At 64.7% G+C, this 20,524-nt stretch carries 15 protein-coding genes; 4 read left to right on the plus strand and 11 right to left on the minus strand.

Annotation, left to right across the window (positions count from 1 at the left end; all coding sequences use genetic code 11):
• Positions 1 to 276 precede the first annotated feature (276 nt).
• On the plus strand, positions 277 to 1,014 hold the full coding sequence (locus IE071_RS09815) for a CsgG/HfaB family protein (protein WP_189441031.1): 738 nt from the start codon (positions 277 to 279) through the stop codon (positions 1,012 to 1,014).
• A gap of 126 nt (positions 1,015 to 1,140) precedes the next feature.
• Here the strand turns inward: IE071_RS09815 and clpB are convergent, their stop codons facing one another.
• From clpB to rluD, 3 genes are all read right to left on the minus strand, one after another.
• Positions 1,141 to 3,738 carry an ATP-dependent chaperone ClpB gene (gene clpB / locus IE071_RS09820; RefSeq protein WP_189441032.1) on the minus strand — a complete coding sequence of 866 codons (2,598 nt, stop codon included), beginning with the start codon at positions 3,736 to 3,738 and terminating at the stop codon, positions 1,141 to 1,143.
• A 126-nt stretch (positions 3,739 to 3,864) separates the two neighbouring features.
• The gene (gene pgeF / locus IE071_RS09825) at positions 3,865 to 4,614 is read right to left on the minus strand and encodes a peptidoglycan editing factor PgeF (RefSeq protein ID WP_189441033.1); all 750 of its coding nucleotides are present in this window, start codon (positions 4,612 to 4,614) and stop codon (positions 3,865 to 3,867) included.
• 78 nt (positions 4,615 to 4,692) lie between these two features.
• Positions 4,693 to 5,667 carry a 23S rRNA pseudouridine(1911/1915/1917) synthase RluD gene (rluD, locus tag IE071_RS09830; protein WP_189441034.1) on the minus strand — a complete coding sequence of 325 codons (975 nt, stop codon included), beginning with the start codon at positions 5,665 to 5,667 and terminating at the stop codon, positions 4,693 to 4,695.
• A 104-nt stretch (positions 5,668 to 5,771) separates the two neighbouring features.
• Here rluD and IE071_RS09835 point away from each other — a divergent pair, with 104 nt between their 5' ends.
• Entirely contained in the window at positions 5,772 to 6,605 is an 834-nt protein-coding gene (locus IE071_RS09835) for an outer membrane protein assembly factor BamD (protein WP_189441035.1), read from the plus strand.
• Positions 6,606 to 6,664: 59 nt separating this feature from the next.
• Here IE071_RS09835 and IE071_RS09840 read toward each other — a convergent pair whose 3' ends face one another.
• From IE071_RS09840 to sucC, 3 genes are all read right to left on the minus strand, one after another.
• The gene (locus IE071_RS09840; protein ID WP_189441036.1) at positions 6,665 to 8,296 is read right to left on the minus strand and encodes an NAD+ synthase; all 1,632 of its coding nucleotides are present in this window, start codon (positions 8,294 to 8,296) and stop codon (positions 6,665 to 6,667) included.
• Positions 8,297 to 8,367: 71 nt separating this feature from the next.
• Positions 8,368 to 9,243, minus strand: a complete 876-nt coding sequence (gene sucD / locus IE071_RS09845; protein ID WP_189441037.1) for a succinate--CoA ligase subunit alpha — start codon at positions 9,241 to 9,243, stop codon at positions 8,368 to 8,370.
• An 11-nt stretch (positions 9,244 to 9,254) separates the two neighbouring features.
• Positions 9,255 to 10,535, minus strand: a complete 1,281-nt coding sequence (sucC, locus tag IE071_RS09850) for an ADP-forming succinate--CoA ligase subunit beta (protein ID WP_268244963.1) — start codon at positions 10,533 to 10,535, stop codon at positions 9,255 to 9,257.
• Between the two features lie 173 nt (positions 10,536 to 10,708).
• Between sucC and IE071_RS09855 the strand changes: the two genes are divergently transcribed.
• Both IE071_RS09855 and IE071_RS09860 read left to right on the plus strand, forming a co-directional pair.
• On the plus strand, positions 10,709 to 12,355 hold the full coding sequence (locus IE071_RS09855) for a sensor histidine kinase (protein WP_189441039.1): 1,647 nt from the start codon (positions 10,709 to 10,711) through the stop codon (positions 12,353 to 12,355).
• 57 nt (positions 12,356 to 12,412) lie between these two features.
• Complete coding sequence (locus IE071_RS09860) at positions 12,413 to 13,810, plus strand: sigma-54-dependent transcriptional regulator (protein ID WP_189441040.1); 1,398 nt, start codon at positions 12,413 to 12,415, stop codon at positions 13,808 to 13,810.
• A 172-nt stretch (positions 13,811 to 13,982) separates the two neighbouring features.
• On the opposite strand, the gene IE071_RS09865 is transcribed toward IE071_RS09860, so the two are convergent.
• The 5 genes from IE071_RS09865 to IE071_RS09885 all read right to left on the minus strand — a co-directional run bounded on the left by IE071_RS09865 (position 13,983) and on the right by IE071_RS09885 (position 20,502).
• On the minus strand, positions 13,983 to 15,251 hold the full coding sequence (locus IE071_RS09865) for an ABC transporter permease (protein ID WP_189441770.1): 1,269 nt from the start codon (positions 15,249 to 15,251) through the stop codon (positions 13,983 to 13,985).
• The gene (locus IE071_RS09870) at positions 15,248 to 16,573 is read right to left on the minus strand and encodes an ABC transporter permease (RefSeq protein ID WP_189441041.1); all 1,326 of its coding nucleotides are present in this window, start codon (positions 16,571 to 16,573) and stop codon (positions 15,248 to 15,250) included. Before IE071_RS09870 ends, IE071_RS09865 begins: the two co-directional genes overlap by 4 nt.
• Before the next feature lie 47 nt (positions 16,574 to 16,620).
• Positions 16,621 to 18,159: a response regulator gene (locus tag IE071_RS09875; protein ID WP_189441042.1), complete on the minus strand. Its 1,539-nt coding sequence runs from the start codon at positions 18,157 to 18,159 to the stop codon at positions 16,621 to 16,623.
• 120 nt (positions 18,160 to 18,279) lie between these two features.
• A complete protein-coding gene (locus IE071_RS09880; protein ID WP_189441043.1) occupies positions 18,280 to 18,726 on the minus strand; it encodes a response regulator in 447 nt (148 codons plus the stop codon).
• Between the two features lie 12 nt (positions 18,727 to 18,738).
• The gene (locus IE071_RS09885) at positions 18,739 to 20,502 is read right to left on the minus strand and encodes a sensor histidine kinase (protein WP_229792851.1); all 1,764 of its coding nucleotides are present in this window, start codon (positions 20,500 to 20,502) and stop codon (positions 18,739 to 18,741) included.
• Positions 20,503 to 20,524: the final 22 nt, after the last annotated feature.

A 20,524-nucleotide genomic window follows, 5' to 3' on the forward strand; every position in this document is an offset into this window, starting at 1 on the left:
TCGTCTCTGGCGGATTTCGCTGACAGCAGTTACGCAGTCCGCCCTGCCTGACACCGCATGGCGGTGCTCGACGGGATGTCACTTGACAACCCCGATCCGGCGCGACCAGCATCCGCTGGTACTTGCCCGACGCCGCTTTTCTGCTCGCGCACGACCGCCATCCGGCAACAGGGGACCTGTGGACACGGGCCAACATGGCAGCACATGGGCCGACGTCCAACGCCGAATCGGCAACTGCTTGGGGACCGTGTCACACCATCAACCGGAGGGGATTCCATGAAATCCGCGAATCGTGCAACCACGATCAGCGCCGCACTGGCCATGGCATTGACTGTATGCGGCGCGGCCATCGCCCGCGAAGCGCCGACCATGACCGTCGCCGTGATCGACTTCACCAACCAGAGCAGCTCCGCCAACTGGTGGAGCAGCGATATCGGCAACCAGCTCGCCGATGTGCTCAGCAACGAACTGAGTGCGACCGGCGATTTCAAGGTGATCGAGCGGCAGAAAATCAATGCCGTGCTGTCCGAGCAGGATCTCGCCAGCTCCTACCGCATGCGCCCGGGTAGCAGCCCGCATACCGGCAACGTCACCGGCGCCCAGTACCTGGTCACCGGTAGCGTCAGTGCCTATACCGAAGGCACCTCCAACACCGGCGGCGGCCTCAACATCGCCGGCTTCCACGTGGGTGGCGGCAAGAGCGAGGCTTATGTCGCCGTCGACGTGCGCGTGATCGATGCGGAGACTTCCGAGGTGGTGTACTCGCGCACCGTCGAAGGTCGCAGCTCGGGTGGCGGCGTCAATCTCGGCGGCTATCTGGGTGGTGGCGTCGGCGGCGACTTCATGCATTCGAAAAAGACCCCGGCCAGCAAGGCCGTGCGCGCAGCCCTGATCGAGGCCACCGACTATCTCGATTGCGTGATGGTCAAGCGCGACGGATGTGAGGCCAGCTACCAGCAGAAGGAACAGCGGCGCCGCGACAGCGACAAAAAGACGCTCGATCTCGACGGCTGATCGCACGCGACTGCGCCATCTGCAACAGGGCCGACAAGGCCGCGCCGCAAACCGAAGCCATGCCGTCACACACCGGTGACGGCATGGCCGAAGACCGACCAAGCTCGAATCGCCGAGCGAAAAGCCTCACTTCTTGCCAAAGCCCAAATGCCCGCCTTCGGCCATGACATGGATCGTGTCGCCTGACTGGTAGCGGCCTTCGAGAATCTCTCGTGCCAGCGGATTCTCCAACTGTTGCTGGATCGCCCGCTTCAGTGGCCGTGCGCCGTAGACCGGATCAAAGCCGACGTTGCCGAGCAGGGCCAATGCGGCATCACTGACATCCAGCTTGAGCTGGCGTTCGGCCAGACGCTTCTCCAGATACGCCAGCTGGATCTTCGCGATGGCACGGATCTGCGTCTTGTCCAGCGGACGGAACACCACGATCTCGTCGAGCCGGTTGATGAACTCGGGACGGAAGTGCGCCTGCACCACGCCCATCACCGAGGCTTTCATCTGCGTGTATTGCTCCTCAACGTCGCCGCCTTCGCCGTTCTCGGACGCGTCCTGGATCATCTGCGAGCCGAGGTTCGAGGTCATCACGATCACGGTGTTGCGAAAGTCCACCGTGCGACCCTGGCCATCGGTGAGGCGGCCGTCGTCGAGCACTTGCAGCAGGATGTTGAACACGTCCGGGTGCGCCTTCTCCACCTCGTCGAGCAGGATCACGCTGTATGGGCGGCGCCGCACCGCTTCGGTGAGATAGCCGCCTTCCTCGTAACCCACATAGCCGGGCGGCGCGCCGACCAGCCGGCTCACCGAGTGCTTCTCCATGAACTCGCTCATGTCGATGCGCACCATCGCGTCGGTGGTGTCGAACATGAATTCGGCCAGCGCCTTGCACAGCTCGGTCTTGCCCACGCCGGTCGGGCCGAGGAACAGGAACGAGCCGTTCGGCCGGTTCGGGTCGGACAGGCCGGCGCGCGAACGGCGGATCGCATCGGACACCGCGCGCACCGCCTCGTCCTGGCCGACCACGCGCTTGTGCAGATCGTCTTCCATGTGCAGCAGCTTTTCGCGCTCGCCTTCCAGCATCTTGGCAACCGGAATGCCGGTCCAGCGCGCCACCACTTCGGCGATTTCCTCGGCGGTGACCTTGTCCTGCAGCAGCTTGAAGTCCTGCGTCTCGGCGGCCTGCGCGGCAGCGAGCTGCTTCTCCAGCTCCGGCAGACGGCCGTACTGGATCTCACTCATCTTCGCGTAGTCCTGCCGGCGCTGCGCGGCGTCCAGTTCCTGCCGTGCCTGCTCGATCTGCTCCTTGACCTTGGTCGCGCCCTGCAGCGCGGCCTTCTCGGATTTCCAGATTTCGTTGAGATCGGAGAACTCGCGCTCCAGCTTCTCGATGTCGGTTTCCAGATCGGCGAGGCGCTGTTTCGATTCGCTGTCCTTCTCCTTCTTCAGCATCTCGCGCTGGATCTTCAGCTGGATCAGCCTACGCTCGAGTCGATCGAGTTCCTCCGGCTTGGAGTCGATCTCCATGCGGATGCGCGAGGCGGCCTCGTCCATCAGGTCGATCGCCTTGTCCGGCAGTTGGCGGTCGGCGATGTAGCGATGCGACAGCGTGGCCGCGGCAACGATCGCCGGATCGGTGATCTCGACGCCGTGGTGCACCGCATAGCGCTCCTTCAGCCCGCGCAAGATCGCGATCGTGTCTTCGACCGACGGCTCGCCCACGAAGACTTTCTGGAAGCGGCGCTCCAGCGCGGCATCCTTCTCGATGTACTTGCGATATTCGTCCAGCGTGGTGGCGCCGATGCAGTGCAGCTCGCCACGCGCCAGCGCCGGCTTGAGCATGTTGCCCGCATCCATCGCGCCGTCGGCCTTGCCGGCGCCGACCATCGTGTGCAGCTCGTCGATGAACAGGATCACCCGGCCTTCCTGCTTGGACAGGTCGCTGAGCACGGCCTTCAGCCGCTCCTCGAACTCGCCGCGGAATTTCGCACCGGCGATCAGCGCGCCCATGTCCAGCGCCAGCACGCGGCGGCCGCGCAAGCCTTCCGGCACTTCATCCTTGATGATGCGCTGGGCCAGGCCCTCGACGATCGCGGTCTTGCCCACGCCGGGCTCGCCGATCAGCACCGGATTGTTCTTGGTGCGCCGCTGCAACACCTGGATGGTGCGGCGGATTTCCTCGTCGCGGCCGATCACCGGATCGAGCTTGCCGGACTCGGCGCGCGCGGTCAGATCGATGCAGTATTTCTCCAGCGCCTGGCGCTGCTCCTCGGCGTTCTCGCTCTGCACCTTCTCGCCGCCACGCAGCTTCTCGATCGCGGCTTCGAGGTTCGGCTTCGTGGCACCCGCCGCCTTCAGCGCGGCGCCCAGCTCACCCTTGTCGTCCAGCGCCGCCAGTACGAACAGCTCGCTGGCGATGAACTGGTCGCCGCGCTGCTGTGCCAGCTTGTCGGTGAGGTTGAGCAACCGGGTCAGTTCGTTGCCCGCGTGGATGTTGCCTTCCTGGCCGCTGACCTTCGGCAGGCGTTCCAGCATGTCGTTGACGCGCTGCTGCAGTGCCGGCACGTTGACCTGCGCCTGGGTCAGCAAGGGCCCGGTCGAGCCGCCCTGCTGATTGAGCAGCGCCGCCATCACATGGGCCGGCTCCAGCATGTTGTTGTCGCGGCCCACGGCCAGCGACTGCGCGTCGGCCAGCGCCTGCTGGAAACGCGAAGTGAGTTTGTCCATCCGCATATCGAGATCCCCTGCAAGAGGTAAAGGATTTGGCGGACTCGCCGCCACTGCCCGCAAAGATGCGGACAACGGCAGACGATTCAAGCAGATGGCATGACGACGCCGCGTCAAGACCCCGGCGGACAGTCAGCTGTCGGCCAGCCAGATCAGGCTGGCGAAGCGGCCGCTGCGTGCCCCGTCGCGACGGTAGGAATAGAACCGCGTATCGCTGAACGTATCGAAGCCACCGCCATGGACTCGCGTCACTCCCGCCGCCGCCAGCCGCCGCCGCGCCAGGCCGACCAGATCACATTGCCAATGGCCCGGTCGAGTCGGTGCGAAGCAATCCATCGCCGCCGCGTCGGCAGCCACGAAAGCGTCGCGTACCTCCTCACCCACCTCGTACGACGCTGCGCCGATGCAAGGCCCCAGCCATGCCAGCAACCGTTCGCGCGGTGAGTGCAGCTGGGTCAGCGTCGCTTCCAGCACACCGGCGGCGAGGCCACGCCAGCCGGCATGGGCGGCGCCGATCTCGCTGCCATCGTCGGCACAGAACAACACCGGCAGACAATCGGCAGTGAGGATCGACAGCACGGTGCCGGGGATGTGCGATACCGCCGCATCCGCCTGCGGCTCGTCCGGACTGGGCAGAGGGCCCAGCTCGGCCACGTTGATGCCGTGCACCTGGCGCAACCAGCGCGGCGCGGCCGGCAACCCCAACGACTGCTGCAGCGCGCTGCGGTTGGTCGCCACCGCGTCGGCCATGTCGCCGCTGCGCAAGCCCAGATTGAAACGCTCGAACGGCGGCGCCGAGATACCCGGCCCATGACGGGTGGTGATCGCCGCATGGACACGCGACGGGGCCGGCCAATCGGGAAAGATCCAGGTGTCAGTCATGGGTTCCGGGCATCGGGGGAGCGGAAGTCCCCCAGCTTAAACGAAGCCCGTCGAAAGACGGGCACCGCTGCCTTCAACTCAGTAGTGATCCGAACCGTGCTCGAGCAGATCCGCACGCAGCGCCTCGATCAGCGCCAATTGGTCAGCCGGCCGCTCGGCGCTGAACGACAACGCCTCATCCGTGATCGGATGGATGAACGACAGCTTCTCCGCATGCAGCGCCTGCCGCCGGAAGCTACGCAGCATCGCGATCAGCTCCGCGCTGGCACCCTTGGGCAGCTTCAGGCCACCGCCGTACAGCGGATCGCCGATCAGCGGATGGTTGATATGCGCCAGGTGCACGCGGATCTGATGGGTGCGGCCGGTTTCCAGCTGGCACTGCAGCAGGCTGTGCGCACGAAAGCGCTCGCGCAGCCGGTAATGGGTCACCGCGCGCTTGCCGTCCTCCTCGTCGCGCACCGCCTGACGCAGGCGATCGCCCATGCTGCGACCGATCGGTTCGTCCACCGTGCCACCGGCCACCATCGTGCCCAGCACCACCGCCTCGTACTGGCGTTCCACCTCGTGCCGCGATAGCAGGTCGACCAGCGCGGTGTAGGTCGGCAGGGTCCTCGCCACCACCATCAGACCGGAGGTGTCCTTGTCCAGCCGGTGCACGATGCCGGCGCGCGGCAGCTCGGCCAGCTTCGGATCGTGATGCAGCAAGGCGTTGAGCAGGGTGCCGGCCGGATTGCCAGCACCGGGATGCACCACTAGGCCGGCCGGCTTGTTCAGCACCAGCAGGTGCTCATCCTCATGCACGATGTCCAGTGCGATGTCTTCCGGCGCACTGGTCACCTCGTTTTCCAGCTCGACCTGCAGCCGCACCTGCTCGCCGCCACGCAGCAGCTGCCGCGGCGGCGCCTGCACCCCGTCCAGGGTCACCGCGCCGGACTTGATCCAGCCGCTGAGCCGCGAACGCGAATAATCCGGGAACATCTCGGCCAAAGCCTGGTCGAACCTGCGTCCTGCTGCGGCCAGCGGTACCTCTGCCTCATGCCGGATCGTGGTCATGCCGCGCTCCGCGGGCTGTGGCCGGTTTCGGCTATCATGCCTTTTCGTTCAAACATACTGAATTCATTCCTATGCGCCTATCAATGGGCTTGTCCAAGTTGCCGATGTTCAAATTGCCTGCCCTGAAAGTGCTCGCGGTGCTCGCGCTGGTGGTTTCCATGAGCGCCTGCTCGATGTTCAAATCGAAGCACGACACCATCGACAACATGCCGCTGGAAGCGCTTTACGACAATGCGCATGCCTCTCTGCAGAATGCCGACTATGCCGCTGCCACCAAGGCCTACCAGCGCCTGATCGCGCGCTTCCCGTCGGGCGAGTACAACGAACAGGCCCAGCTCGATCTGGCCTACTCGCAGTACAAGGACAACCAGCCGGATGATGCGTTGTCGACCGTGAACCGCTTCATCAAGACCTATCCGACCCACAAACATGTTGATTATGCCTACTACCTGCGCGGTCTGATCAATTTTGATCGCACCAGCGGCGTGATCGAGCGCTATATCAACCGGGAAGGATCACAGGCACGTCGCGACCAGGGCTACAACCTGCAGGCGTTCGACGACTTTTCCGAGCTGTCGCGCCGCTTCCCGGACAGCGCCTACACCGCCGATGCGCGCCAGCGCATGATCTACCTGCGCAACGTGCTGGCGCAGTACGAAATCAACGTGGCCGAGTTCTATCTGCGCAACAAGGCCTACATTGCGGCGGCCGATCGCTCGCAATACGTGGTCGAGCATTACCAGGAAGCGCCGCAGGCCGGCGACGCGCTAGCCATCCTCACCCGCAGCTATCTGGCGCTGGATCAGAAGACCCTGGCCGACCAGACCCGTCAGGTACTGGCACTGAATTATCCGAACCATCCCTACCTGACCGACGCCAAGTGGCCGCATGCGCCGTCCACTCTGCGCAAGATGGTGCCGTTCTCGGGCCACCATTGATCGATCGGGACGTTTGAAAGAAAAAGCCGGCGAGTGATCGCCGGCTTTTTTCATGCCGGTCAACGCCAACCGGAAGTGATGGGATAACGCCTTTCACGACCGAACGCGCGGGTGGTCACACGCGGGCCTGGTGCCGACTGTCGACGTTTGAATTCGTTGAGCAGGACCAGCCGCACCACCCGTCGCACGGTATCGGCATGAAAGCCCTGCGCCACGATCTCCGCCTGCGACTGCTCGCGCTCGATGAAGCGCTCCAGGATCGCGTCCAGCTCGTCATACGGCGGCAGCGAATCCTGGTCGGTCTGGTTGTCGCGCAGTTCGGCCGAGGGCGGCCGCTCGATCACCGCGGCGGGAATCATCTCGCCCTCGCCGGCCTTCGCGGCCTGTGCATTGCGCCAGCGCGACAGCTTGTACACCACGGTCTTGTAGACGTCCTTCAGCGGCGCATAGGCGCCGCACATGTCGCCGTACAAGGTGGCGTAGCCCACCGCCATCTCGCTCTTGTTGCCGGTCGCCAGCAGCAGCCGGCCGTGCTTGTTGCTCAGCGCCATCAGCATCACGCCACGGGTGCGCGACTGCAGGTTCTCCTCGGTGGTATCGGCGCCCTTGCCGGCGAATGCGGGGGTCAGCGCGTCGACGAACGATTGATAAGTCGCCTCGATGTCGATCACGTGGTAATCCACGCCGAGCTTTTCCGCCTGCGCACGTGCGCCATCCAGCGACAGTTGCGAGGTATAGCGGGTGGGCATCATCACCGCGGTGACCCGCTCCGCACCCAGCGCATCGACCGCCAGCGCCAGCGTCAGCGCCGAATCGATGCCGCCGGACAGGCCGAGCAGCACGCCGCCGAAACCGTTCTTGTCGATGTAGTCGCGGGTGCCACGCACCAGCGCGGCATACAACGTCGCCTCGATCGAATCATCGGCGGCAACCGGCCAGTTCTCCCCCGACAAGCTGCGCGTGACCGGATCGAACTCGGCCCACAGCAACGCATCGACAAAGGCCGGTGCGCGGGCGGCGATCGAGCCGTCGCCGTTCACCAGCAGCGAGGCGCCATCGTAGACCACCTCGTCCTGACCGCCGACCAGGTTGAGATAAACGATGGCGCAGCCGGTTTCGCGCGCACGGGCACCCAGCACCGCTTCACGCTCGACCTGCTTGGCGTTGTCCCACGGCGAGGCATTGATCACCAGCAGCAGCTCCGCACCGGCCGCCGCTGCCTGCGCTGCCGGCTCCGGTTGCCAGATATCCTCACAGACCAACAGGCCGACACGCACGCCGTCGATCATCACGGTGGCCGTCTCGTGACCGGGGCGGAAATAGCGTTTGTCATCGAACACGCCATAATTCGGCAACGCCTGCTTGTGCGCGGTCACTTCGATGCGCCCTTCGCGCAACAGACTGGCCGCGTTGAACACTTCGCCCTCGCTGTGCGGATGGCCGACCAGCGCGGCGACGCCGTTGGTGGCCTGCGCCAGCGCATGGAGTTCACTTTCGCAGGCGGCGAGGAAACTCGGCCGCAACAGCAGATCTTCCGGTGGATAACCGCTCAGGGTCAGCTCGGGAAACACCACCAGGTCGGCACCACCGGTACGGGCCTGTGCGATCAGGTCACCCACCTTCGCGGCATTCGCCGCCACCGCACCCACCGCGAAATCGAACTGGGCCAGTGCCAGACGCAGCCTTGCCATGCACGTACTCCTGAAATGACGAAGGCCGCGACGAATCGCGGCCTTCGCATTTTAGAGCAGTCAGTGCCGACTTACTTCTTCATCAGACCTGCGAGGGTCTTGCCGAGGTCAGCCGGTGACTTCACCGTGGTGACGCCCGCCTTCTCCAGCGCAGCGAACTTCGCCGCCGCGGTGCCCTTGCCGCCGGAGATGATCGCACCGGCATGGCCCATGCGCTTGCCGGCCGGGGCCGAGGCGCCGGCGATGAACGAGACCACCGGCTTCTTGACGTACTCGCCGATGAACTCGGCCGCGTCTTCCTCGGCGCTGCCGCCGATCTCGCCGACCATGATGATGCCTTCGGTCTGCGGGTCGTCCTGGAACAGCTTCAGGCAGTCGATGAAGTTCAGTCCATTGATCGGATCGCCACCGATACCGATGCAGGTGGACTGGCCCAGGCCTTCGTTGGTGGTCTGGAACACGGCTTCATAGGTCAGCGTGCCGGAGCGCGACACGATGCCGACCTTGCCCGGCATGTGGATGTGGCCCGGCATGATGCCGATCTTGCATTCGCCCGGGGTGATGATGCCGGGGCAGTTCGGCCCGATCAGCACGATTTCCGGATGCTGCTGCAGTACGTTCTTCACGCGCAGCATGTCCAGCACCGGGATGCCTTCGGTGATCGCCACGATGACCTTGATGCCGGCATCAATCGCTTCGAGGATCGAGTCGGCCGCGAACGGAGGCGGCACGAAGATCACCGACGCATCGGCGCCGGTTTCGAGTACGGCTTCATCGACCGAGTTGAAGACCGGCAGGCCGATATGCTCGGAACCGCCCTTGCCCGGGGTCACGCCGCCGACCACTTTCGTACCGTAGTCGAGGCACTGCTGTGCATGGAAGGTGCCCTGCTGGCCGGTGAAGCCCTGCACGATCACCTTGGTGTTCTTGTTGACGAGAACGCTCATTCGTTTGCTCCTCAGCCCTGGGCCGCAGCCACGGCTTTCTGCGCCGCGTCGTTGAGATCATCGGCCGGCGTGATCGCCAGGCCGGAATTGGCCAGCAGCTCGCGGCCCTGATCGACATTGGTGCCCTGCAGGCGCACCACCACCGGGATCTTCAGGCCTACTTCCTTGACCGCGGCGATGATGCCCTCGGCGATCAGGTCGCAGCGCACGATGCCGCCGAAGATGTTGACCAGGATGCAGCGCACCTTGTCCGAGGACAGGATCAGCTTGAACGCCTCGGTCACGCGCTCCTTGGTGGCGCCGCCACCGACGTCGAGGAAGTTGGCCGGCTCGCCGCCTGCCAGCTTGATCACGTCCATCGTGGCCATCGCCAGACCGGCACCGTTGACCATGCAACCGATGGTGCCGTCCATCGTCACGTAGTTGAGGTTGTTCAGCAGCGCGGCCGCTTCGGCAGCGTCTTCCTGGGTCAGGTCGCGCATCGCGGCCAGGTTCGGATGACGGAACTCGGCGTTGTCGTCGGAGTTGACCTTGCCGTCGAGCGCGGCAAGGTTGCCGTCCTCGAGGATGGCCAGCGGGTTCAGCTCAACCAGGGCCAAGTCCTGCTCGTTGAACAGCTTGTACAGGCCAAGCATGATCTTGGTCAGCTGGTTGACCTGCTTGCCGTTGAGATCCATCGCGAAACCGAGCTGGCGACACTGGTACGGCTGCAGCCCTTCGACGAAGTCGATCACGATGGTGTGAATGTCTTCGGGTGTTTCCTTGGCGACCTGCTCGATGTCCACGCCGCCGTGCTTGGAGGCGATGAACGACACCGACTTGCTGTCACGGTCGACCAGGATCGACAGGTACAGCTCCTTGGCGATGTTGGTCGCGTCGGTCACCAGCACCAGGTTCACCGGCAGCGCGCGGCCGGCTGACTGGTAGGTTTCCATGTTGGTGCCGAGCATGCCCTTGGCGGCGGCACGCACGTCATCGAAGCTGCGGCAGAACTTGACGCCGCCGGACTTGCCGCGGCCACCGGCATGGATTTGCGCCTTGACCATCCACTGGGTGCCACCCAGCGCCTTGGCGGCGTCGACGGCAGCGTCGGCGGAATTGGCGATCTTGCCCGGCGGCACGGCGATGCCGTACTGCGCGAACAGTTCTTTGGCCTGGTATTCGTGGAAATTCATTCGATACCTCGAGCGAACGGAAAAACGATGGCGGCCGCACGCATGTACAGCAGCGTGGGTCAGGAAGGTCGGACGGCGGAGTGACGCGCTGCCGGGAGGCAAGAGCGCCTGCCACACGAAGTGGCAGAAACCGCGCAATACGGCCGCTCATTTTCGCGGAAGCGGGCGTCAATGGAAAGGGCGGCCTGTTTTGACCCCCGCGGAGGCCGGTTTCATGCGCTTTGGCGCACCGGCACAGCGCCGATCAGCCCGTCTATACTCGGCCGGAACCGCCAGGAGTGCCCACTCACGTGTCCAGCGCACCACCGTTCAATGCCTCGTCCACAAGCCCGGCAACGATTCGTCACGAGCTGTCGTTCCTCAATGTGTTCCGGCTGGTGCAGGCCTTGGTGTATGCCGGACTGGCGTTCGGCCCGTCCGGCATGGGCTGGCCGCAACTGGCCGCACCCGGCTTTGCCCGTACCGTCACCACGCTGTACCTGATCTTCGCGCTGGTGGCGCTGCTGCTGAACCGGCGCAGCATGCCTTACGCCCGGACAGCGGTGGCAACGACCCTGATGGTGGATATCGCCGCCGCCGTGCTGGCGATTGCCGCCATGCACGATGCGCGCATCGGTATCGCGATGATGCTGGCGGTGAACCTCAGTGCCGGTGCGCTGATCCTGCCGTGGCGGCTGTCCAGCTTCTTCGCCGCCGTGGCCACGCTGGGCATGCTCGGGCATACCTTTTTCAGATCATCGGGAAACAATTCCGGCGGCGACCTGCTGGAAGCGGCGTTGTTTGGACTGGCCTATTTCGCCAGCACCACGCTATGTCACGTGCTGGGTCGGCAGTTGCGCGCCACCGAAGCGCTGGCCGAACAGCGCAGCACCGACCTGGCCAACCTGTCGCAGATCAACGAGCTGATCATTCGCCGCATGAAGACCGGCGTGCTGCTGGTCGACGACGCCAACCGCATCCACCAGATCAACGAATCGGCGTGGATGCTGATGGGCAATCCGGGTGCCGACCAGCGCGACCTGGGCCAGCTGGCACCGGAACTGTCGCGTCGGCTGTATCACTGGATGACCTCCGGCAAGCTGGACGAGACTGCCACCCAACTCGCCGATGGCGTGCCCGAAGTGGTGCCGCGCTTCACCCGACTGGCGCCGAACGACGATTCGCACGTGCTGATCTTCCTCGACGACACCTCGCTGCTATCGCGCCGCGCGGAGGAACTCACGCTGACCTCGCTGGGCCGACTGTCTGCCTCGATCGCGCACGAGATCCGCAACCCGCTGGCGGCGATCCGCTACTCGGCGCAGCTGCTGGCCGAGTCGACCAGCATGGACGCCACCGACCAGCGCATGGTCGAGATCATCAACAACCACTGCATCCGGCTCAACGAGATCATCGAGAACATCCTGCAGCTGTCGCGGCGCGAACGCTCGCGGCCGGAAACGCTGGATCTCGGCCACTGGGCACAGGGTTTTGTCGAGGAATACAGCCAGGGCAACGACCTCGGCGCCGATTCGCTGCGGGTGATCGCCAGCAGCGGCACGCCGGTGGCGGCGGTTGCCGATCCGCAGCAGTTGCAGCAGGTGGTATGGAACCTGGTGCAGAACGCGCTGCGCTATGGTCGCCTGCCCGGCGAGCCGGCGCGGGTGATGGTGGTGACCAGGCAGGGCGAACACGGCGTGCCGATCCTGGAGGTGATCGACCGCGGCCCCGGCATCGCGCCGAAGGTGGCCGCGCAGATCTTCGAGCCGTTCTATACCACCCACGAATACGGCACTGGCCTCGGCCTGTACCTGGCCCGGCAGATGAGCGACGCCAATCAGGCGGCGCTGGAATACGTGCGCGTGGCCGGCGGCGGCAGCTGTTTCCGGCTGGTGTTGACGCCACCGGCGCGCAGTCCCGCCGACACTGCTGAAACCACCCAGAACGCTACGCGTTGACCTTTTGGTCTGCCCTAGTAACCTTCGACTGAATCAATCGCGGATCAAAGACCTCTCATGACTGTACAGACCGTTCTGGTCATCGACGATGAACGTGACATTCGCGAGCTGTTGACCATCACGCTGGGCCGGATGGATCTGCAGGTCGACGCCGTCGGCACCGTGACCGAGGCGCGTCGCGCACTGGCCGAACGCAGCTACGACCTGTGCTTCACTGACATGCGCTTGCCCGATGGCAATGGCCAGGAGGTGATCGAGCTGATCGCTGCGAATCATCCTGACATGCCGGTCGCGATGATCACCGCTTATGGCAACGTCGATGCCGCCGTGAACGCACTGAAAGCCGGTGCCTTCGACTTCGTCTCCAAGCCGGTCGACATCCAGATGTTGCGCGGACTGGTGCGCACTGCTCTGCGGCTGGCCGAAGAGAAACGCAGCGGCGGCGGCGCGGCAAAGGCGGGCGACTCCAGCGAGCGACTGATCGGTGACTCGGCGGCGATGCAGCAGGTTCGTGCCACCATCGGCAAGCTGGCGCGCAACCAGGCACCGGTCTATATCGCCGGCGAATCGGGCGTGGGCAAGGAGCTGGTGGCCCGGCTGATCCATGAACAGGGTCCGCGCGCCAGCGGGCCGTTCGTGCCGGTCAACTGTGGCGCGATTCCGTCCGAGCTGATGGAAAGCGAGTTCTTCGGCCATCGCAAGGGCAGCTTCACCGGCGCCAGCACCGACAAGGAAGGCCTGTTCCAGGCCGCGCAGAGCGGCACGCTGTTCCTCGACGAAGTCGCCGAACTGCCGCTGCACATGCAGGTGAAACTGCTGCGCGCGATCCAGGAAAAAGCGGTGCGCCCGATCGGCGGTCGCGACGAAATTCCGGTGGACGTGCGCATCCTGTCCGCCACCCACAAGAACCTCGGCCATCTGGTCGAGCAAGGCCAGTTCCGCCAGGATCTGTTCTATCGCATCAACGTGATCGAGCTGCGCGTGCCGCCGCTGCGCGAACGCCGCGGCGACGTGCCGTTGCTGTCCGCCTTCATCCTCAAGGCGCTGGCCGGCAAGAGCGGCGAGAGTGTCGGCCAGCTGTCGCCGGCCGCACGGGATGCGCTGGATGCGTACGACTTCCCCGGCAATGTGCGTGAACTGGAAAACATCCTCGAACGCGCGATGGCGATGTGCGACGGCGCCATCATCGACGCGTCCGACCTGATGCTGCCGCAACGCGGTGCACGCGTCAGCCACGACGCGCAGCCGGTCGCCGCGGCGAGTCATGAAGCATCGGCTGCGCCGGCTGCGGCCAGCGCCAACGGCGGCCTCGACGACTACATCAGCAACCTCGAACGCACTGCCATCGTCAAGGCGCTGGAAGAATCGCGTTACAACAAGACCGCCGCCGCCCGCAAACTCGGCATCACTTTCCGCGCCTTGCGCTACAAGCTGAAGAAGCTCGGCATCGACTGAGGCACCGGCTTTACTCCCTCCCCTGCTTGCAGGGGAGGGTTGGGGAGGGGTAGCTCTTGATCTTGATGGAAGATCAAAAGCCACCCCCTCCCAACCTCCCCCTAGCTTTGCCAGGGGGAGGAGCAAAAGCACTCGGCTAGAACCGGATGTTCGCGCCAACCAGATCATGCGCTCAAACCGAACGCGTCGCCTCCACCGGCGGCACCGCGGCGGCGCGGCGCGCCGGACCGAACACGGCCAGCTGGCCAAGCAGCCACAGCAACAGCGCGCCGACGCCGAGTACCCACAGCGGCATCCGCGGCAATTCGTAGTGCGTCATCAACGACAGATTCGCGGCGATGCCGAGTGCCACGCCCAGCACCACGCCGATGCCGACGATCAGGGCGTTCTCAGTCTGGAAATAGCGCAGGATGTCGCCACGCGTCGCGCCCAGTGCACGCCGTACGCCGATCGATCGACGCCGCTGACTGACCCAGAAGCTGCTCAGTCCAACGATGCCGCCCGCTGTCGCCAGTAGCAGCAACACACACACCGCGCCCATCATGATCGCCACGCCGCGATCGGTGGCGTAGGCCTTCGTGCGTGCCTGCGCCAGCGTGACCACCCCATTCTCCGGGCTGATCAGGCGCATGCGGTTTTGCGCGACCAAGGCAGCCGGCGCCGAGCGCAGTACCGCCTCCAGTTGCCCCGGTTGCGTACGCACCAGATAGACCACACCGCCGGCAAAAGCTGCCCCGTCGCCGGTACTGGCGTAACGCGCCGGCACCAGCACGGTGTCCTCATCGATCGAACGCGTGCTGCTGCCCGCGTAACTGCCTTGCAGCCGATCGACCACGCCGATGATCGTGCTCGGACTGGCGTCGTTGAGATAGACGCGCTGGCCCACCGCCGCACCGTCGGGGAAAAGCTTGTTGGCCAGGTCGCGGGTGATGATGATCACCACCGGCACCACCTTGTCGTACGGGCCGAGACTGCCGATCTCGTCGGCGCGGAAATTGCGGCCGGCCACCAGCGCGGTGCCGAACGTGTCGATCGCGTGCTCGTCGGCAAAGTAGGAAAGCCCCAGTTGCGCCTTCGTCGTCCGCTCGACCCGATGCTTGATACGCACCAACCCGCCGCCGCCTTCTTCCAGCGGATAGGCCTGGCTGGCAAACGCGTCGCGCACGCCCGGCAGGCTGCGCAAGGTCGCCAGGTCGGTGCGCATCTGCGCATCGATATGCGGCGTGTCCGACTGGCCAATCCACTGGTTGTTGATCACGAACAGATGCGCCTCATCGGTGCCGCTCGGGCGCGACAGATGCACCACCCGCGTCTTTACGATGAACAGCGCATTGCTGACCACGGCCAGGGTCAGCGCGATCTGCAGCACGATGAGCAGCGTGGCCATCTTGTGCCGGCGCAGCGCGGCGAGGATCGGGCGGATCTGCATGGTCGTGTTCACCCGTTCGACTTCAGCTGCCACGCTGGCTGCACCTGGGCGGCACGCCAGGTGGGATACAGCGCGGCGATCAAGGTGGTCGCCACCGCAAGCGCCACGGTCAGCAACAACAGCGATGCGTTCAACATCGCCAGCCGAGCGATTTCCGGCGCGAATACGTGGCCGATGCCGGCCATGCCCAGCGCCGTCAGCAACAATCCCAGCACGCCGCCGGCCAAGCCGATTGCCGCAGCTTCCGTCAGAAACTGAAGATAGATCGAGCCACGCGATGCGCCCAGCGCGCGACGCACGCCGATCTCCGGCGCGCGACGCATGAAGCGCGCCAGCATCAGGCCCACCACGTTGACGAGGCAGATCAGCAGGAAGCTCAGCGAGACAATCATCGACAACGCCGAGGCCTTCGGCACCACGTTCATCAGCTGCAGCCACTGCCCGACATCGGACAGGCGCACGTTCGGTGGCCACGCAAAACGACCGAGACGTTGCTGCTCGGCCGCATAGTTGTGCAGCCAGTCGCGGTAGCGCGCCACGTCGGCGCGCGTGGGCAACTCCACCCACGCGGCGATCCATGCGCAATTGCTGCGCAACACGCTGTCCCAGTTCGGCAGGTCGGGATCGACGGTATTCGTGCTGCAGTAAAAATTGCCGGCGGCCGCTTTCTGCAGGTCGATGGCGCGACTGAACGGGAGATACAACTGGCGCGGATGACTGAAGGGATACCACGCACTAGCCACATCGAAGTAGCGCGGGCTGGGATTCCAGTCGTCCAGCACGCCCACGATGCGATAGGCGTGCGTGTCCAGATTGATCTCGCGGCCTACGCTGTCGGCGCCGCCGAACAGCTGCTGGTTGAGCGTGCTGCTGATCACCACCACCGCTGCGCGTTGATCGTCATCGCCGGCCGACCAGCCACCGCCGTAGCGGAACGGCGCGTCGAACATCGCGAAGAAGTCATGGCTGACTGCATCGCCCTCCTGCGAAGACGGCAAGTGTTGCGCGTCACCCGGCAACACCGTCCACTTGCTGGCGTAGATCAACACCTGCCGCCGCGCCTGGCGCGCATGCGACAACGCCACGGCGTCGGTATAGCTGAGCATGCCCGGCGGCTCGCCTTTATAGTTATGCGCCGGCCCGAAGCTGTCGATCTGCGGCACGAACAGCTGATTCGATTTCCACGGAATCGGATCAGCTGCAGTGGCACGAAACACCGCGAAGGTGACCATGCAGGTGGCGACACCGCAGCCCATCAGCAACACCACGAGCGCGGTCAGCGCCTTGCTGCGCCGGCAACTGCGCAGCGCCAGGTCAAAGTAATACGTCAGCAAGGACACCCCCTGAGTGACCATTCTGCACGTGACACGAAACGATCAGACTAGCCGCCGCTGTCGGCGGCACGCAATGCCTTGCGCAGTGTGCGCAGCAATGTCTGGGTGGTGACCGGTTTGTCGATTACGTAGAGATGCTCCAGCGGCGGCAGCTCGTGCAGATCCGGCGTGGCGCCGGGGCGCGCCAGCAGGATCACCGCACTGCTGTAGCCCTGCTCGATCAGCGCAGCCAGCGTGCGCACGCCGGTGAACAGGTTCATGTCCGCATCCAGCACGACCAGGTCGGGCAGGCCGCCGGCTTCGATCCATTGCAACGCGGCGGTACCGCTCTGGCTGGCATGCGCCTGATAGCCGTAGGCATCGAGCGTATCGGCCAGCAGGGACAGCTGACCGGCTTCTTCCACCACCACCAGCACACGCTCGGCGGCGCCCTCCAGGCTGTCGCGATCGTCCTGTTGCTCGCTGTCTGCCGCCAGTTCCTCCAGCGGGATATACAGGTCGAAACGGGTGCCGCGACCCGGCGCGCTGTCCACCCGCATCACGCCGCCGTGGCTGCTGACGATGCGTTTGCACGACAGCAGGCCCAGTCCGGTGCCGGCTTCCTTGGTGGTGAAGAACGGCTCGAACAGATGCTCCAGCACGTGCTGCTCCATGCCGGGACCGTTGTCGATCACGCTGATTTGCAGGTAATGGCACACGCGCGACTGCTCTTCCGGCAGGAAGAAATCCGCCACCAGCTGGGTCTGCGCCGTCTCGATACGCAGATTGCCGCCATCGGGCATGGCCTGGATCGCATTCAGGCACAGGTTGAGCAGGCATTGCTGCAGTTCGGTGTGGTTGCCCTCGAAGGACAACTCGGGGTCGTCGATGACCAGTTCCATCGATACCGTGCGCGGCACACTGCCTTGCATCAGCAGGTCGAACGCACTGAACAGCGCACCCAGCCGCACCTGCTCCGCGCGCCGCGCGCCGCGCGCGAACGACAGCATCGACTGCACCATGTCCAGGCCGCGCTTGCCGCAGTCGCGCACCAGTTTTCCCAACCGCGCCAAGCGTGGATCGTGCTGGTAATCCTGCAGGCTGTCGCCGGCCAGCAGCAGCGGCTGCAGCAGGTTGCGCAGGTCGTGACTGAGGCCGCCGGCAAGCATCGCCAGGCTCTCGAAACGCTGGGCGCGGATCAGCTCCGATTCGGCCCGGCGACTGGCCCGGCGCGCCTCGGCTTCGCTCAAGGCACGGCGCACCGCGCTGGCCAGCCGGGCCGGATTCTGCTTGAGGATGTAATCGGTGGCGCCGTTGCGCAACGCCTCGATCGCCGCTTCTTCGCCCAAGGTGGCGGAGACGAAGATGAACGGCAGGTCCTCGTCGCGTTTGCGCAACAGCTCAAGTGCATGCTGCCCGGAAAAGCCGGGCATGCTGAGATCGGATAACACGATGTGCGGCTTGAACTCGCCCAGCGCAGCGACAAAGCGCGCCTCGTCGTCGACCAGCCGCACCTCATAGCCGATGTTGTCGGCATCGAGTTCGGCCAGCACCAGCTCGGCATCGAGCTCACTGTCCTCGACCTGCAGCACGCGAATGGTCGGCATGGCCCGTAGCTGCCGGTTTGGCATGTTGATTCCTGCGACTACCTTTTAGCTTTTACGGCGTCTGTACGCCGGTCGCGAGCTGCACCATGCAGCCGCATCCCCTTTCGTTCCGCCGCTCGATCAATCCTTTTCGGGTGCCTGGTTCAGCACCGCCCAGAACTGCCCCAGCGTGCGCACCGCCTCGAAAAACTGGTCCACGTCGACCGGCTTGATCACATACGCATTGGCACCCAGATCCCAGCTGCGCGCCAGATCGCTTTCCTCGCGCGATGAAGACAGGATCACCACCGGAATCCGCCGCAACCGCTCATCGCCGCGCATCTGGGTCAGCACGTCCAGCCCGTTCATGCGCGGCATCTTGATGTCCAGCAACACCACTGCCGGATCGCCCGGCTCACGCGATGCCCACGCACCCCGCGCATAAAGATAGTCCAGGCATTCCACGCCGTCTTCCACATGCACCACCGGGTTGGCCAAGTGCGCCTCGCCCAGCGCGTCCAGCGCCATCTCGGCATCGGCCATGCTGTCTTCAACCAGCAGGATGGTGCGCAGATCCTTCTTGTTCATGCTCGACTCTCGTTATGTATGTGCGCCAGCCGCATCGGTGGCTGGCAGTGAAAAATGGAAGCGGGCACCCTGCCCCGGTTCGGCCTCGGCCCAGACACGTCCACCGTGACGCGCCACGATCCGTCGCACATTCGCCAGCCCGATACCGTTGCCCGGAAACTCCGAGGCGCGGTGCAGACGCTGGAACACACCGAACAGCTTGTCCGCATATTGCATGTCGAAGCCGGCGCCATTGTCGGCCACGGTGAATTCGTAGTCGCCACGTCGCCCCTGCTGCACGCTCACTTCAATCTGTGCCACCTCGCAGTGACTGGTGTACTTGACCGCGTTGCCGAGCAAATTCTGCCATACCGTTCGCAGCATGTTTTCGTCGCCGATCACCATCGGCAATGGCGCGACTTTCCACACGATACGCCGATCCTGCACGCCCGATTCGGCCAGTGAACAGGCCTCGTCGACCACCGACTGCATGTCGATCGCCTGCAGCCGCAATGCGCCACGGCCGAGTCGCGAGAACACCAGCAGGTCGTCGATCAACTGGGCCATGCGCTGGGCCGAACCGGCAATGACCTCGATGTAGTGCGCGACCTTGTCGTCGACGCGGTCGCCCAGATGCTGTTCCAGCTTGCGCGCGAAACCGGAGATGTGGCGCAACGGCGCGCGCAGATCGTGCGACACCGAATAGCTGAACGCCTCCAGCTCGCGGTTGACGTCGGAGATCTGGGCCACCTTGCCTTCGAGCTGGCGATTGAGCTCGTTCACCTTCTGCTCGGCCAGTGCGCGCGTGGTGACATCGCTCACCGTCAGCAGCAGCGCCGGCGCATCGGTATCCTGCTGCTGCAGGCGACGGGCATTGACCACCACATGGCGATCGACACCGTCGGCGGTACGCTGGATCACGTCGTGGTCCCACAATTCACGATCGCGCAACAGCACGTCGTGCAGCCGTTGCAGCAAGACATTGTCGTTCCATGCGCCGTCGCCGATCACGGCCAGCGACTGTGCATTCCGGCTCGGATCCATCCCATAGAGTTCACGGAAGGCGGTGTTCACCAACAGGCTGTTCAGGTCCTTGTCGAACAACGCGATCGGTTCGCGCACGGCCTGAAAAATCAGCTGCGAGCGCTGCACCGCGCGCCCCTCGCGGCTCTCCGCCACCAGCCGCCGGCTGATCTGCCGTTCGGACGCCACCACGATGATCGCCAGCAGCAGCAACTGCGCCAGTGCGGTGATGCTGAGCACCATGCGGCCATTGATGGCCTGCTTCCCGGCATCCGCTTGACGCCCCTGCAGCAGGACGTCCTCGTTGTGCACGATGTCGGTGATCTCGCTGTTGATCGGAAACAGATCGCCAGCATCGCGCAGTGATTGTCGCGCGCCCGCCGAATCGCCCTGCTGCAGACGCGCCAGTGCCTGGTTCATCAAGGTGATGCGGCCATTCGCACCGCTTTCCAGCGCACCGATCGCGGTCTGTTGATCCGGGTTGTCCAGCGTCATTTCGTGCAGCTGCCGTACCAGCCCCGGCACTTGCTGGCTGGCCAGCAGAGCACGTTTGCGGGTCAGCTCATTGCCATCACCCGTCAGCAGCCGATAGCCCGCCGACTCGCTGTCCCGCATCAGATAGGCGATCCGATAGGTGACCGATTTCACCTCGTTGGAATGGATCACCCAGGTGGCGGCCTGCTGCGTATCACGCGAGCTGTTGAGCGTGACCACATAGGGCAGCGCCACGATGACCAGCATCGCGAGCAGCAGGCCAGCGGTACGCCAGCGCATGATTCCCTTCACTTTCATATGG

The organism is Rhodanobacter panaciterrae, assembly GCF_014651895.1.
GTDB lineage: Bacteria > Pseudomonadota > Gammaproteobacteria > Xanthomonadales > Rhodanobacteraceae > Rhodanobacter > Rhodanobacter panaciterrae.

Bases quoted from the DNA above. Each gene is read 5' to 3' on its own strand.
- IE071_RS09815 (WP_189441031.1), top strand. From the start codon at position 277: ATGAAATCCGCGAATCGTGCAACCACGATCAGCGCCGCACTGGCCATG.
- clpB (WP_189441032.1), bottom strand. From the start codon at position 3,738: ATGCGGATGGACAAACTCACTTCGCGTTTCCAGCAGGCGCTGGCCGAC.
- pgeF (WP_189441033.1), bottom strand. From the start codon at position 4,614: ATGACTGACACCTGGATCTTTCCCGATTGGCCGGCCCCGTCGCGTGTC.
- rluD (WP_189441034.1), bottom strand. From the start codon at position 5,667: ATGACCACGATCCGGCATGAGGCAGAGGTACCGCTGGCCGCAGCAGGA.
- IE071_RS09835 (WP_189441035.1), top strand. From the start codon at position 5,772: ATGTTCAAATTGCCTGCCCTGAAAGTGCTCGCGGTGCTCGCGCTGGTG.
- IE071_RS09840 (WP_189441036.1), bottom strand. From the start codon at position 8,296: ATGGCAAGGCTGCGTCTGGCACTGGCCCAGTTCGATTTCGCGGTGGGT.
- sucD (WP_189441037.1), bottom strand. From the start codon at position 9,243: ATGAGCGTTCTCGTCAACAAGAACACCAAGGTGATCGTGCAGGGCTTC.
- IE071_RS09860 (WP_189441040.1), top strand. From the start codon at position 12,413: ATGACTGTACAGACCGTTCTGGTCATCGACGATGAACGTGACATTCGC.
- IE071_RS09875 (WP_189441042.1), bottom strand. From the start codon at position 18,159: ATGCCGACCATTCGCGTGCTGCAGGTCGAGGACAGTGAGCTCGATGCC.
- IE071_RS09880 (WP_189441043.1), bottom strand. From the start codon at position 18,726: ATGAACAAGAAGGATCTGCGCACCATCCTGCTGGTTGAAGACAGCATG.
- IE071_RS09885 (WP_229792851.1), bottom strand. From the start codon at position 20,502: ATGCGCTGGCGTACCGCTGGCCTGCTGCTCGCGATGCTGGTCATCGTG.